Source organism: Persicimonas caeni (assembly GCF_006517175.1).
Taxonomy (GTDB): Bacteria; Myxococcota_A; Bradymonadia; order Bradymonadales; family Bradymonadaceae; genus Persicimonas; species Persicimonas caeni.
Genome location: NZ_CP041186.1, coordinates 1540244 through 1555105 on the forward strand (window position 1 = coordinate 1540244; position 14862 = coordinate 1555105).

The window sequence follows — 14862 nt, forward strand, 5'->3', positions numbered from 1 at the left end:
GTTCGCGTGTCAAATGACGCTGGTAGAAGCGCGAAAATCTCAGCTTTCACACCTTCTTGGAGCCGCCGCCACCAGCGTCGGTTAGACAAAGGATAGAAGTTAACTACCGACCCTGCCCTTCTTTTGCAAGCCGGTTGACCTGCCGTTCAAATTTGTCTGACGCGGTGGTATAAGCGAACTCTGGAGGAGCCATGAGCGATGACCAATCCGTAAGCGACTCGTTTTTCGACGTTTCCGGCCTCCCCGATGAGGACGTGGGCGACGATGACGATCTGCTGGTGGGGAGCGTGCTCGACGGGCGTTACCGTCTGGACCGCCTGCTGGGCGAAGGCGGGATGGGGCGAGTCTATGCCGGCACGCAGCTGTCGATCGAGCGCGAGGTCGCCATCAAGCTGTTGCGCGGCGAGGCGTTGGCCCAACGCGAGGTCAAGGAGCGCTTTTTGCGCGAGGCCAAGGTCATCTCGGGCTTCAGTCATCCCAATATCGTCCGCCTCATCGACTACGGCGAAGACCGCGAGCGTCGTCTGCCCTACCTGGTCATGGAGCTGGTGCGTGGGGTATCACTCGGCGAGTTGACTCGGCGCGGCCGGCTCGAGCTGCCGTTGGCCCTCGAGATTGCCTATCAGGTCTGTGGCGCTCTGGTGCAGGCACACGCTGCGGGCATCGTCCACCGTGACCTCAAGCCCGACAACTTGCAGCTGGTGCCGGTCGTCGGCGACTCGTTTCAGACCAAAGTCCTCGATTTTGGCATCGCCTTTCCTAGCGACGCCAACTCCCGGCTGACCTCCACCGGGATGATCTGCGGCACCTCGTATTATATCGCCCCCGAACAAGCTCGCGCACAGGAACTCGACGGACGCGCCGACCTGTATGCGCTGGGCATTATCCTTTACGAGATGCTCTCCGGGCAGCTCCCGTTCAGCGGCGACAGCGACTTCCAGATCTTGTTGATGCAGGTCCAACAGCCACCGCCGCCCCTGGCAGACTATCTGCCGCCCGAAGAAGTGCCGCCGGAGGTCATCAAGCTCGTCCATGACCTGCTGGCAAAGGCGCCCGACGAACGACCTCCCTCGGCGCGCGCGGTGCGCGAGCGCATCGAAGTCATTCGCAGACGCTGCGCCATTTCACCGCTGAAGCTCGACCTGGAGGATGCGTCGGCCGATGCGTTCGAACGCTGGATCCTCCCGCCGTCGGACAACGCACCGATCATCAACGCCGCCACCGAGTTCGACGTCTCGACTCCCGCCGAGGCGGTCGAGAAACTCGCCAGCCGACGCCACACGCTCGTCGAAGATGGCGGCCCGACCGAGCAAATGGCCGAGGTCGACGGGACCCCCGATGCGGATTCCGAGACGGCGCCCACTCAAGAGGCTTCTGCCGAAGCGTCCTCGGGTGGCGCAGGCTCCGCGTGGCTGATAGCTGCCCTCGTCGCGTGCATCGCCGTCGCTGGGGGCGTCGCGGCCTATCTGGCGACGGCAGACGAGTCGGACGATCCCGACGAGGCTGCGACGGCCGTCGCTCGAAAAGCCGACGACGCGCCGGACGTCCCCCACGACGACTCTCGCCAAGACGAGCGCCCACGCCCCGTACCCGACAATGTGCCGATCACCGCCTTCGCCGGCCGCTGCATGGTTATCGGCGAGAGCGACACTTGGTTTCACAGCGTCTTTTTGTATCCGGAGGTCGGCGAGTTGATGCTCCAAGGCGACGAGCGACTCCTGTGGTCGCGCGTCGACATGGGCGAGCGACAGGGAAAGACGGCCACCTTCAGCTACGAGGTTCCGGTCGACGATAAGCCGGAGAGCAGCAAGAAAAAGTCACAAACGCTCGAGGCACGTGCGAGCGCCGACAAGCTCATCTTCAAGCTTCCCGAGAAAAAGTCGAAGTTCGTCTGCCGCAAACACGACGTCCAGAAGTACTACGACACCCTCGACCTGACGGGGACCTTCGTCGACGCGGACGATAAAGAACGCACCCTGGTGGTGCCCTCCTCCGGCCAACGACTCGAGATCGGCGGCGCCGAATACGCCTACCGTATTTTGGACGGCCGCACGCCGGCCGACGGGCACCTGCTCGCGCTCAGAGAGGCCGACGCTGACAAAGCCAAATGGCAGCCCACGCGGCTGAGCTACGATGCGGACGCGGGCGCCCTGACTCTGGGCGAGGGCGAGCGTGCGCAGCGTTTTGTCTCCGAGGCGGCGCTCGAAGAGGCTGCTCGGGCCGAGAAGAAGCGTCGGCGCAAGAAGAAGCGCTCGCCGAAGCCTGCTTCCAAGCCGACGCCGACCCAACCCGCACCGCAGCAGGCTCCTGCAGCAGCCCAGCCGGGTTGGCAGCGCGGACCGGCCTCCCAAGAGGTGGTCGACAAGTACCGCAAGGAGCTGCGGGCGGTCGTCCAGCGCTTCTGCGATGCGCAAGACGATCACAAACAGCGGATCGAGCACTACCAATCGCTGTTGAGGCAAGGCCGCAAAGAAGACGCCAAAGCCTACCACGAGGCGCATATCAAGGATGGCGGCAAGCTGCGCGACGAAATGACCACCATCAGCCACACCTACAGCAATATCCTGCAACGCGCGATTTACTCGGGCGTCACGAGCCTGCAAATCCAGCAAATGCCCAGCCTGAGCAACGACGCGTGCAAGTGAACGCCGACCTCGGTGGACGTATTTGCGCGCTCCCGTCTCGTGCGTAACTTGGCAGCCGTGACCCGAATCGACGACGGTCGAGCACACACGTGCTTCTCCGCCCTCTTTCGCACGACAGGAGCTCGATATGACTGCCGGAACGCCCCGTTCTCCCGAGTCCGCTCTTCCAGATCTGTCGGTCGACGTGGTGACGCGTCTGGTCGCCGGCCGCTGCTACTTCACCGACTTGAGCTCAGGCAATTTTCGCGCGGTGCTCGCGTTTGCCCAGCGGCGCGGCCTGACGGTCGTCCCTGCAGGATGTGAGGCGGACTTGAGCTACGAAGACGACGACATGCTCATCCAGGGCCCCTTCGTCATCGGTCGTCAGGTGGTGTGGACGACCGCCGACGCCGGGCCATCCCAGCCTTTCGGCCTCGACGATGTCCAGCAGGCCCAAGAGCTTAGCAGCGCCGGGCTCGACGCCGAATTCGAACAGGTATTTACCGAGCACAGCGGTCCGTCGTCGGCCATCGAAGAGGGGATCTTCTTGTGCAATACCGGCCCGATGGCGACCGGCACGCTGGTCTTTGGCACCGCAGGCACGCGCGAGGAGGCCGAGCTGACCGGCGGCGAATACGTGTGGGGTCATGACATGGAAAAGCTGCCCCACGATGAAGGTGTGATTGGAGAGGTCATCGCCAGTGTCGAGTACGACGAGGTCGAAAAGGTCGACTTTAGCGCCGACGCGGACCAGATTCGTCGTGAGCAGGCAGTTCCGTACGCCGACGAGCCCGTCTACTTTCTCGTCTCGCAATACGACTGAGCACCGACAGAAGGCGAGGCCTTATTCGCCGGTGGTTGCAGGCGCCGATGCGGTATGTTCGAGCAGGTCTTCGACGGCGTGCTGGAAGGCGTCGAGGGAGTATGGCTTGGCCAGGAAGCCGAAGGACCGGGGATGGTCTGCGACGATCTCGGGTTGCTCGCCGTTGGCGGATACGAGCAGCGTAACCAGGGCCGGGAATTCTTTTTGGAGATGGTGGCTCAAGCGCGCGCCGTCCATGCCGGCCGCGTGAACTTCGCACACCAGCATATCGAGTTGAGTGGCGCCCTGGACCCAGACCAGCGCTTTCTGTGGTGAACTGAGGACTTCGACGGTATGGCCTTGGCGAGTCAAATTACGCCGAAGCAAGCGCTGAACCCAGGGGTCTTCCTCGACGACCAAGATCTTGGCAGTGGGTTTGGCTACGCTGGTTGGCTCGGGTTCGTCGACCTCGGGAGCCTTCGCGCGGCGGCGTTCGATGGCATCTAGCACGCGCAGCCCGAGGATCGACGGGTCGAGATCGGACAACGGCACAAAATCGTCGGCGCCGGCGTCCACGGCCTGCTGACCCATCGCCAGGTCACGCCCCACGACCAGCACGGGGGTGTCGGGCGACTGCTCGCGCAACTCCGAGAGCGCTTCCAGACCTTCACTGTCGGGGAGTTCGAGGCCAAGGAGCACCGCGTCGATGGCCATGCCCGCCAAGATTTGACAGGCGGACCACAACTGACGCGCCGGTGAGACGACAAAATTCGGCGTGGAGGCTTTCAGCGAGTTTCGTACGGCAGCGGCATCCTTGGCATTGCCTTCCACCACCAACACCCGAATCCCTTCGGTCGTTGGGTTGGTATGTTCGGCGCTGCGCTCCATGAATACGAAACTCCTGTTCGAGTCGTTGAAATCGAATCCTTACCGCTTGTCTTCGAGATGCCACCAACGTTGACACGCCGGGCAAATGCGTCAAGCGATGATTTTCGAAATCGCCCCACCAGCGCCGTTTGTGCCCGTCCAAAGGGTGCTCAGATATTCCTCAACCGATAGCCAACCCCGGTCTCAGTGACGATGTACTCCGGCTGGGCCGGATCCTCTTCGAGCTTGCGACGCAGATGCGCCATGTAGACGCGCACGTAGTGGTCGCGGCCGACACAGTCGGGCCCCCACACTTCCTCGAGAATCTGGCGGTGGGTGAGCACGCGGCCCACATTTTTGACCAACGTGAGCAACAAGCGATACTCGGTCGGGGTCAGATCGATCTCGTTTTCGCCCATAAACACTCGCCGTGCGACGCGATCGACGCGCAACTCACCGTTTTCGAACACGGCGTCTTCGTCGTCGGGGGCAACCTGCTCGGCGTGCCGCAGGCCCACACGGATGCGCGCGAGCAACTCCTGGGCGCCAAAGGGCTTGGTCAGATAGTCGTCGGCGCCTGCGTCCAAAATGGTGACCTTCGAGTCCTCCGAGTCGAGTCCGGAGACGACGACCACCGGGGTGTGCGTCCACTCGCGCAGACGAGACAAAACTTCCTCGCCGCGGATATCGGGAAGACGCACATCGAGCAGGATGAGATCCGGATTGTGCTCCGCCGCGCGCTGGATGCCCTCCTCGCCCGTTTCGGCCTCGAGAGGCTGATAATCATTCGACTCCAGCAAGGTTCGCAAGAACCTGCGCATTTTCGGATCATCCTCGATGATCAGAATTACAGCATTCGGGTCCATAATGGATGATACCTTCTACTCAGTTGCGTCTTTACCCGTTTCAGGGTCGACGAGATCATGAGGCGGTGTGCGTCCACCATACCCCAAGACAAATGCGAATACAGCACCGGTTTGATCTTGTCTATTGTGAGCCCAGATCTCCCCGTCGTGCGCGTCGACAATCCTTCGGCTGACAACCAGTCCCAGCGCCCCGCCGGGAGTGCTTGTTTGCCCGCTCCGGGCACTTGAACGCGCGTCGACCAATACATCTTCCTCGTTATCGAATCGAGGACCGCCGTCGAGCACTTCGACACGACACTGCTGGTCGTCGGCACAAACACGTACTTCGACGGGACCACCTGCGGGCGTACAATGAGCGGCGTTATCGAGCAAGTTGATCAACACCGTCTCGATGAGCACCTCGTCGCCACGTACAAACGCCAGGTCAGGCTCAATGGTGACAACTACTTGGTGGTCGTCAAGCAACGATCCGAGCCGGCGGATCGCCGAGCCGACCAGATCTTCGACCAAATGCCACTCCCAGCGCAACTCGCGCTTGCCCGTCTCGAATCGACTCCACTCGATGAGCGTATCGATCATGCGTCGGATGCGGTCGGCTTCCGTCGAGATATTCTCGCCCAAGTCGACGAGCTTGTCGCTCGACAGCCGGCCTTCGGCTGACGTGAGCACTTCGGCGGCCAACTTGATATTGGCCAGCGGAGTGGAAAAGTCGTGAGAAAACGCGCGCAGCAACGCGGCCGCATCGTCGTCGGCGGATGAAGTGTCGGCGGATGAAGATGCGTCGTTATGAACACCAGGTTCATCTTGCTGTTCTCGCATGACCAGTCCTCCTCCAAGGTCCGAGTGGATGCGCTTGAGCGCGCAGACACGCGCATGATACCAAAGCCCTCACATTCGTGGCGTAAAAAGACGGACGTCATATATTAAAAGCTCGTCAAAACACACGCCTTTCACACCTTCCCCCGGAGCTTCCATGCAGCAGCTCGCCAATTATATCGTCACTCACGCGCGTTCGGGCTCGCGCCCGGGTCAGCTTGCCGAATTTCGACTCCTCGAGCGCCAAGGCGACCAATTCGAGGACCGCGGCCTGCTCACACGTGCCGAGGTCATCGAACTCCTCGACTCCGGCGAACGCATCTTCGCCTGGGACTACGAGGGCGAAGACCTGGGCGACGAGGTCGAGCTTGTGCGCGTGCAGGGAGACCAATTCGTGCGCATCGACGGCCAACGCCTTCGCGCCGACCACCTCGGAGACCTCCCGGAGCCAGGCGAATGAACACTGACGTCCCGTTCAAGCATCGGCGCGTGCGCGCCAGCGGTGTCGAGCTGCATTGTGTCGAGTTGGGCGCGCGTGACGACGCGCCGCTGATGCTCTTTCTGCACGGGTTTCCCGAGTTCTGGTACTCGTGGCGCCACCAGATGCGCGAGTTCGCCGACGACTTTCATGTCGTCGCCCCCGACCTTCGCGGCTACAACACGAGCGACAAACCCGCGGGCCGCGGCGCCTACAGCCTCGACAAGCTCGTTGACGACGTACGCGCCCTCATCGTGAACCTGGGTTACGACAAATGCGTGCTCGTGGGACACGACTGGGGTGGCGCCATCGCCTGGCAATTCGCCCACACTCACCCCGAGATGCTCGACAAGCTGGTGGTCATGAACCTGCCCCACCCGGTTCGCTTCTACGAGGGACTTGCCACCGCCGCCCAACTTCGGCGCAGCTGGTATATCTTCTTTTTCCAGCTGCCCTGGCTTCCCGAAAAGCTGTTGAGCCGCGACCGCTACCGCACCATCGCCGAGCTCTTCGAGAAGGAGTCGAAAAACCCCGGCGCTTTCTCGGACGAAGACCTCGAAGCCTACCGTCAGGCCGCCAGCCAACCCGGCGCGCTGACTGCCATGCTCAACTACTACCGCAATATCCTGCTCCAAGCATTCAGCTTCGACCCCGACGACTACACGCCGCTCGAGGTGCCCACGCTGCTGATCTGGGGCGAGGACGATAGCGCGCTGGGAAAGGAGCTGACCTACGGCACCGAGCGCTTCGTGCGCGACCTGCAAATTGCCTACATCCCGGAGTGCAGCCACTGGGTCCAGCAGGACCGTCCTGCCATCGTCAATCGACACATGCGCAGCTTCGTCGACGCCGGATAATTCCGGCGCCTCAAGTTGAACCGCCCGCGCGATTGTGGTCTTCTAACAACAGGGCGACCAACTTATCTCAGACTGTGATCGACGATGTCCTCTAAAATGAGTCCACTTCTGCGTAGCGTTGTAACCGCAGCGACCCTGGCGATGGTGGCGCCCGGGTGCATTTTGAGCCAAGACTTCGGCGAAACCGCCAACCCGTCGACCCGTGACACGGGCACCGATACTCAGGGCGATGACGTATCGGGCGACGACGTCGGCGGCGATGTGGACGACCCCGCAGACGCTTCGGACACCGGCCAAGACACCAGCCAAGACACCGGTCGCGACGTCGAAGCCGACGTCAGCCCGGGCAACCGCTTCGCTCCCCTGGCCGTCCAGCAAGCTCAATGTGGCCCCACGCCCACGGTATTCGAGCTCGACCCGAGCAACTTTGGCAGCGCCCGCGACGCGCTGTCGGCCGACGGCGCCGCTCCGGTCTTCGACCTCGGACCGGCGTCGCGCGACGTGTTCGCCGACGACTGGGCAGTCCACGGCGTGGCAGTCGCCGCGCCGACGGCTGACAACAAGCTCGCCGTGGGTTGGGCATCGATCGACGTGCGTGACTTCCAACAGACGCCCCCCGAAGAGTCCGTCGCAACTGCCCCCTTGCAGCTCTCCGGGGGCAGTGTCGCCGATCTTCCCACCGGTCAGTCGAACACTCCCCTTCGCATCCACGACGTCGAGGTCTTCACCCCGCGTGTGGGGGCGTCGTGGGGCAGATTCCAGATCTACAACATCATGGTGTTCACCAACGTGGGCACATATGCCTGCGACGTCGACGCCACCCGCGACGACGATGGATGGACCGATCTCTCCGGCGACTGCTCGTATCAGGCCCTGCTCGACGGCGGCGCCTTCGGCCCCAACGAGGTACGTCCCGCCCGCCGCATGAACTGGATGCCGGTCCGCGGCACCGACGACAAACAATTCGTCAGCGCCGTCACCGGCGGCGCGCCTTCGACGAACACCGCGCTGTTCCACTACAACCCCGATGAAGGCTGGTTGAGCGCACTCACGGCACTCGAAGCCGATAACACGGTCAAGTGGTCGGGGGAGTCGAGCGGACCGTTCACCGCGCTTCGTTTCGCGTGGGGTTGGCCCGACTACGCCAACGACTATCCGCTCATCTACATGCTCGACCATAGCGGCGAGGAGCCCATTGCGGCCGAGCTCGCCTATGCCAATGGAAGCGGCGGCGCGGACTACCGTGCCCGACGCGCCGCCATGGACTTGCCTCTCCCCCCTTCGTTGGAGCTGACCGAGGGCGCCTTCTCGTTCACCTACCGCCTCTTCGGCGCGGCGCCCCAGCAAAACGAAGCCATCACGGCCGGTTTCATCGGCCTCGACGGCGATGACCGAGGGGTTGTCTTCGGCAGCACCGCCGGCTTCGACGATGCCGACTGGCTCACTTACGAGGCTAGCGATATCACCAAGTTGTGGGCGTTCCCCACCGGCGGTCCGACCCTCTTGGGATTTGCGCGCGGCAACAATCGAAACGCACTCGAGCTCGCCAGCTGGGACTTCGCGACCGACCTGCGCACCTTCGGTCCGGCCGTCAGCCTGAGTAATCATGCCCTGGGCCACATCGACGACGTAATCCTGCACTCGAACTGGGCGCGCTACGCCACCGCCTTCGACAACTTGTCACCCTACCGCGGCCTGCTCGGCTTCTCGGCACGCGCTCAAGCCGAGACCTCGCGCGGGATCTACCTGCTCGACGTCGAGGATATCTACGACGCTTACTCGCTCTGCCCGGCGCCCTGACCGGTCTCGTCGGAGGCGGCTGACTCGCGCGCCCCGCAGAGCAACTCGAAGGCGTTGCCCGCCATGATGCGGGCGACGTCCTCGTCGCTATGTCCCCGCCGAAGCAACTCGTCACTCACCAGATGAATGTCTCGGCAGTCGTGGTGATCGCTCATGATCGTGGGCAGCCACCCGTCGTAATCGCTGCCGATGGCCACGTGGCGCACGCCCACCCGATCGATGACGTGCTCGATATGGTCGGCGATCCAGGTGGTGTCGGCGCGCAATTTCCCCGCAAGAAAAGTCGGCGCGAACATGATCCCGATGACCCCGTCGGTCTCGGCGATGGCGTCGATCTCTTCGTCGGTGATGTTGCGGGCGTGGTCGTTGACTGCCTTGACGCCTGTGTGGGTGCAAAAGACCGGCCGCGTGGCCACCGCGCATGCATCGAGCACCCCGGGGGTGTTGACGTGCGCCAAATCGATGGTGATGCCACTCTCGTCGAGCGCGGCAATGAGCTCACATCCGAACTCGCTCAACCCGTCGGTCTCGTTGGCCCCGCGCCCCATCGACGGCGTAGCGGCCGAGTTTTTCGAGAAGTGGCACAGCGTCAAATAGGCCACGCGCCGCTCGGCGAGCACTTCGACGCGCTCGAGCTTGCCGTTGAGCATATGCGCGCCCTCGACCCCCGGCGCCACGCCCAGCAGACCCCGCTCTCGGGCCACCTGCCAGTCGCCGGGCGCCGCCACCCGAAACACCCGCTCGTCCAAACCGATCACCTCGTCGAGATAATCGATCTGGCGGTTCATCTCGCGCCAGCCGCGCTCGGACTCCCACGGAAAATAGTGGATGCCCAGACACGCCCCCAGATAGTCGGCCTCGACCATGCGAGGGATGTCGGCGTGCCAGAACAACGGCTGGCCGCCCAGGCCGCGCCGGTGACGTCGGGTGACGTTGTAGCGAAACAGACGCTGCTGGATGATGCTGTCGACGTGGAGATCGAGCGTGGGATAGGTCATGGATGCCAACCGATGGTTGATGCTGGTGACGACAACGGTCTATCTTGAACCAAAGTATGTCCCCCAACCTACGTGCCGAACCATGAATCGAACAAGCCTCTGTCTCATCTTGGCCGCCACCCTCCTGACCACCGCTGCCTGCGAGACGCCCGAGGAAGGTTTGGTCGGCGAGCCGCCCGCCGAGGAGATGCAAGTTGCCAATCGCCCGGCCGGACCGCGGCGCATCAAGCTGCCCAACAGTGACGACAAGAGGCAGCCCGACAAGAAGTACCCCGAGCCCGTCTTCGGCGCGGCCGTCTGGCCCTATATCGAGGAGGGGACGACGTTCGAGCTGACCTGGGGCGGTCCAACGGCGACCCTGGCGGTCCACGAAGGCCCGAACCCGAACAGCGCGATCGTCGGCGAGTACAAAATTCAGAAAGGCGCCAAAATTCCGTGGCGAAACTCCTGGGTCGGCGTCTACAAGCCGGCGCTCTTCGTCGCCAAGACCAAAGTCGAGATGTCGGGTACGCGCTACTCCCCCGACAACCGCGACCTGCACGACGCCCCGGTCAACGCCACGGTCCACCCGGGCCAGACGATCGCGGTGTACCACTACGCCGGCGCGGCGACCTGCTTTGTGGGGGTGGGCCAGTCGCTGATGCAGGCCCCCTGCCCGTCGCCTACGGACTTCAACGGCAACTTCTCCGGCCGCACCCGCGGCGAGCAGATGCACCCCGAAAAGCGAATCTGGTGGGTCTATATCGAGACGCAGCAGGCTTCGGGGTGGATTCCGGTCGATGATCGCGTCCTGGTCGATATCCTGAAGACCTGATGGGCCTCGATCCGTCGATCCCTTTTCCTCCTTGATCTGCAGTGCCTATTTTGGCCTATACTGATGAACCTGCAGTACACAGATTGACTGAACGCTTCATCTCACCCGGCAGTTTTCTCGTTTCGCGGTATCGCGGGAAAGAGAGTGTGTGAGGCAGCCGAACTGCGCCCCGATGGGCCGCTTCGGCCGACCGAGACAACCAACGCACGTCATCCCAAACCGAACCGACCGAGAGGACTCTATGACAACGGGCATTCAAAGCCTGTTCGACGCCTTTCTCACCGCCGATCACCGACCTCATCGTATCGTTTTTCCCGACGGCCACGACCCGCGCATCGTCAGCGCCGCAGCCTACGCCGGCAGCAAGGACTGGGTGCGCCCCGTCTTGCTCGGCAGTCGCTCCGAAATCGAGCAGGTCGCCGACGACGCCGGCGCGTCGCTCGAGGCCGTCGAGATTCTCGATCCCGAGGAGTCGCGCCAATTCGACGACTACGCCATCGATTTCGCCGAGCGCCGCGGCATCCCGCTGCATACGGCGCGCTGCATGACGACCGTGCCGTTCTATTTTGCCGCCATGATGCTGTGCAGCGAAGATGTCGACGCCATGATCGCCGGCGCGCAATGCTCCAGCCAAGAGATCTTGATGGCCACCGATTTGGTGGTGGGCACGCGCGACGATGTGTACACGCCGTCGAGCTTCGTGGTCATGCAGATCCCAGGCTACGCCGGCCCCGAAGGCGAGTTGCTGGTGCTCGCCGACTGTGTGGTCAACCCCGAGCCCGATTGCGACACCCTCGCCGACATCGCCCTCGCCACTGCCGACACCGCCGAGGCGGTGCTCGACTGGGACGCACGCGTGGCCATGCTCTCGCACTCGACCCACGGCCACCCGCTCGAGCCGCGCGCCGAGCACGTCTCCAAGGCCGTCGACATCGTGCGTCGACGCGCCCCGGGCCTCAAGATCGACGGCGAGTTGCAGCTCGACGCTGCCCTCAACCTGGCCGTAGCTCAAAAGAAGCTCCCCTTTGCCAGCACCGTCGCCGGCAACGCCAACGTGCTCATCTTCCCGGACATGAACGCCGGCAATATCGCCATCAAGATGGCCCACGAACTCGCCGGCGCCACCCTGTGCGGACCGGTCCTGCAGGGCTTCGCCGAGACGATCGGCCTCGTCTCACGCGGCGCCACCACTCGCGACATCCTCGGCACCATCGCCCTGACCGGCGCCTACGCCACTGCACGCAAGCGCCCCCTCCCGCGCATCGTCAACGGCACCGGCGTCGGCGTCGACGCCCGGGCCGCCGCCGGCCCGGGATGGTCACCGAGGGTCGTGCGGGTCTAGGAGTTTGGGGGCTTGGGGGTTTAGGGGTTTAGGGGGGTAAATCGTCCGGAAGCATCGTAGTGGGGTGAGAATGATTTGCACAAACCGCCATTCAGAGCGACTCTACCCAAGCTCACAACCCCAAACCCCGAACCCCCCAAACCCTAAACCCCTAAACCAAACCCCCTAGCCCCCCATGCCCAACGACTCCAACCAACGCGACCCCTCCGAAGTAATGTACCGCGGCGTGATGGGCATCGGCGGCCTGCTGCTCTTTCTCTTTGGCGCGGGCATGTCCGGCTACGCCATCTATTCGCTGATCACCGCCGGATTTGCCGTGGGAACTCTGGCCACGCTCGGGATCATGGGGGTGGTCGCCATCGTCGGGTTGGTGATGCTGCGCGTGTCGCGAAGCTCGAAGTCGAGTGACGACCATAGCGACGACGGCGACCTGCTCGAAGGAAGCCGACAGCGCGGCGTGCTGCGCACGGCGCGCAAATACGAAGGGCGAGTCACCCTCGCCGAGATCACCCTCGAGACGCGTCTCGACGTCGCCGAGGCCCGCAAGCTCCTCGACGAATTCGAGCTGCACGGCATCGCCGAGTTGCAGATCTCGGACAACGGCCAAGAGGTCTACGTCTTCCCCGCCTTCACCGACGGCGGCCGCGACAAGCTCACCGCCCGCTCCCCGCTCGACGAAGATGCCGAGGTCGAGTTGCTCTTCGAACAACTCGCCGAAGAGCAAGCTGCCAAACAGGCGGAACAATCGGCTGAACAATCGGCCGAAAAGGCCACCGTGTCTGCCCATTCGTCCGATTCCGACGCCTGAATCACGGGCGCCCGCTCCTCCCCAAAGCCTCCGCACAACCATCACCGACGACCTCTCCGGGGGATGTTGGACCTGCCGCACGTGCTTAAGTTTAGCGTGGGCGGACCAGAACTTGGGGATTGAAGGACTATTGGAGCTGTTTCCGGGGAGGAAACCGATGCAGATCAACTGGGGAAAATGTTCGAGTTATGGAGGCCGCGCGGCGGCCTGCACGGCCACTCTTGCGGCCATCGCACTGGCACTCCTTTCGACTGGCTGCGACCGCTACGGCACCCAGGTCGCCAGCCAACCGGTCGCCATGGGCGTGCCGCCGAAGGTGACCCAAAAGGTCGACAACGCGCAGGCTGCCTATATCAACTCGCTGCGCACCATCGCCACCGACTACGACGCGGCCGTCTGCGAAGAAGAGAGCCAGATGGCCCAGTCGAGCCAGGAGCGCCAGGCGATGTCCGAGGCGAACCTGGAGGTGGCTCAAGCGTGGCAGACGGCCAAAGAGAGCGTGCAGACCAACCGCGGCGGCGGACCTCCCGGAGACGAGGGCGTCATCATCATCGAAGAGGCGCCCCCCGAGAAGAAGCGCGACCGCGGCGGCTGGACCTGCCAGAACGCCTCGAACGAACCGTCCTGCGTGGCAGCCACCGCCAGCGCCACCGCGCGCAAGGTCTTCCGCGATCACATGAGCGGCTACAACCTCAACCCGGTGACCATGGGCGACGTCTTTGAAGCCTTCGCCGCCGACGCCGCCTGGGCCGACCAATACCTGGTCGCCGCCGACACCCAGGGCGAGGCCTACGAGCAGATTCGCCAGGCATGCAAAGCCGGCGACAGCCCGCTGGCGCAGTTCTTCCGCGCGGCCGCCGACTTCGACCATCCGCAGGTGCGCCGCGACTTGCTCGCCGTGCGCGACGACTTCGTCGGCGTGCAGCAAAACGTGTGCGAGGCGCTACCCATGTACTACGAGAACGTGCTCAACGACTTGCAATCGGGCCTGAGCATGCGCATTCGCAATAACCGCTGCACGACTCCGCAGTGGGAAGCCATGTGGGAGTAGGCTTCGACTGAGCAGTCGCTCGTCGCCAGGAGGTCGATATGAGCACGAGCCCTCGCAACAACGCCGTACGATTCGTCTGCCTCGTCGCCGTCACGCTCGGCTGGCTGGGCTTCGCGCCCGCTGAGGCCGGCGCTCAGGACCAGTTTGTCGAGCCGGGCGAACTCGCCGAGGACTACGAACCGCGCGAGGGACTCGAGCTCGACCGTCCCCTCGAGCTCGACATCACCTTCGACTACCTGCACGTGGCCCGCAAAGACGGCGATATCGCCGTCGCCTACCAGGTCGCAGATTCAGACTGGAAGCGAGTCCGCCGGCACAACATCACGCTGTGGGTGAGCATCTACATACCCAGCGAGACCACGCCGCCCACTCTGTCCTACTCCTACCACCTACCGCTCGACGACGGGCGCACGGGCCTGGTCGAGTTTCCCGAGTGGCTGAGCACCCTCCACGTCGACGAACTCGGCGTCTGCGTGCTCGGCACCAAACCCTACGACAACCTGGGCCTGGGGCGCGGCTACGCGTGCAACGAGCTGCTCCTGGCGCCGGTGCATCGCCGCCTGCAGCAACGCGGCGACGGCGTGCGCTTCGAACTCACCTACTACGGCGGCATGCCCTATTACGGCTATTTCCCGTGGCGCGGGCCCTTCCTGTAGGCGCTCCACATCTCCGCACGACGACGCTCCAGCAGAGATGACGTCTGGAGCGACATCGCCTATTCTCACCGGTGTGTATCACG

General features: G+C 63.6%; 14 protein-coding genes. 10 read left to right on the forward strand and 4 right to left on the reverse strand.

What is annotated here, in order from left to right; all coding sequences use genetic code 11:
• Positions 1-191: 191 nt before the first annotated feature.
• Positions 192-2645: a serine/threonine protein kinase gene (locus tag FIV42_RS05670; protein WP_141196731.1), complete on the forward strand. Its 2454-nt coding sequence runs from the start codon at positions 192-194 to the stop codon at positions 2643-2645.
• A gap of 127 nt (positions 2646-2772) precedes the next feature.
• Positions 2773-3447, forward strand: a complete 675-nt coding sequence (locus FIV42_RS05675) for a hypothetical protein (RefSeq protein ID WP_141196732.1) — start codon at positions 2773-2775, stop codon at positions 3445-3447.
• A gap of 21 nt (positions 3448-3468) precedes the next feature.
• On the opposite strand, the gene FIV42_RS05680 is transcribed toward FIV42_RS05675, so the two are convergent.
• The 3 genes from FIV42_RS05680 to FIV42_RS05690 all read right to left on the reverse strand — a co-directional run bounded on the left by FIV42_RS05680 (position 3469) and on the right by FIV42_RS05690 (position 5978).
• On the reverse strand, positions 3469-4314 hold the full coding sequence (locus FIV42_RS05680) for a response regulator (protein ID WP_141196733.1): 846 nt from the start codon (positions 4312-4314) through the stop codon (positions 3469-3471).
• 149 nt (positions 4315-4463) lie between these two features.
• Complete coding sequence (locus tag FIV42_RS05685) at positions 4464-5159, reverse strand: response regulator (RefSeq protein WP_174769490.1); 696 nt, start codon at positions 5157-5159, stop codon at positions 4464-4466.
• Between the two features lie 15 nt (positions 5160-5174).
• On the reverse strand, positions 5175-5978 hold the full coding sequence (locus tag FIV42_RS05690) for a sensor histidine kinase (protein ID WP_141196735.1): 804 nt from the start codon (positions 5976-5978) through the stop codon (positions 5175-5177).
• Positions 5979-6132: 154 nt separating this feature from the next.
• On the opposite strand from FIV42_RS05690, the gene FIV42_RS05695 reads away from it, so the two are divergent.
• From FIV42_RS05695 to FIV42_RS05705, 3 genes are all read left to right on the forward strand, one after another.
• Complete coding sequence (locus FIV42_RS05695; RefSeq protein WP_141196736.1) at positions 6133-6435, forward strand: hypothetical protein; 303 nt, start codon at positions 6133-6135, stop codon at positions 6433-6435.
• Positions 6432-7310: an alpha/beta fold hydrolase gene (locus tag FIV42_RS05700; RefSeq protein ID WP_141196737.1), complete on the forward strand. Its 879-nt coding sequence runs from the start codon at positions 6432-6434 to the stop codon at positions 7308-7310. The genes FIV42_RS05695 and FIV42_RS05700 overlap by 4 nt, the downstream gene beginning before the upstream one ends.
• A gap of 96 nt (positions 7311-7406) precedes the next feature.
• Complete coding sequence (locus FIV42_RS05705; protein ID WP_141196738.1) at positions 7407-9110, forward strand: hypothetical protein; 1704 nt, start codon at positions 7407-7409, stop codon at positions 9108-9110.
• Here FIV42_RS05705 and FIV42_RS05710 read toward each other — a convergent pair.
• A complete protein-coding gene (locus tag FIV42_RS05710) occupies positions 9086-10108 on the reverse strand; it encodes a dipeptidase (RefSeq protein ID WP_141196739.1) in 1023 nt (340 codons plus the stop codon). The genes FIV42_RS05705 and FIV42_RS05710 overlap by 25 nt on opposite strands.
• Positions 10109-10190: 82 nt before the next feature.
• Here FIV42_RS05710 and FIV42_RS05715 point away from each other — a divergent pair, with 82 nt between their 5' ends.
• From FIV42_RS05715 to FIV42_RS05735, 5 genes are all read left to right on the forward strand, one after another.
• Positions 10191-10922, forward strand: coding sequence for a hypothetical protein (locus FIV42_RS05715; protein WP_141196740.1), 732 nt, complete (start codon positions 10191-10193; stop codon positions 10920-10922).
• 241 nt (positions 10923-11163) lie between these two features.
• Entirely contained in the window at positions 11164-12264 is a 1101-nt protein-coding gene (locus tag FIV42_RS05720) for a phosphate acyltransferase (RefSeq protein ID WP_168210442.1), read from the forward strand.
• A gap of 175 nt (positions 12265-12439) precedes the next feature.
• Positions 12440-13072 carry an AAA family ATPase gene (locus FIV42_RS05725; protein ID WP_141196742.1) on the forward strand — a complete coding sequence of 211 codons (633 nt, stop codon included), beginning with the start codon at positions 12440-12442 and terminating at the stop codon, positions 13070-13072.
• A 157-nt stretch (positions 13073-13229) separates the two neighbouring features.
• Entirely contained in the window at positions 13230-14123 is an 894-nt protein-coding gene (locus FIV42_RS05730; protein WP_141196743.1) for a hypothetical protein, read from the forward strand.
• 38 nt (positions 14124-14161) lie between these two features.
• Positions 14162-14779: a hypothetical protein gene (locus FIV42_RS05735; RefSeq protein WP_141196744.1), complete on the forward strand. Its 618-nt coding sequence runs from the start codon at positions 14162-14164 to the stop codon at positions 14777-14779.
• The last annotated feature ends 83 nt before the right edge of the window (positions 14780-14862 follow it).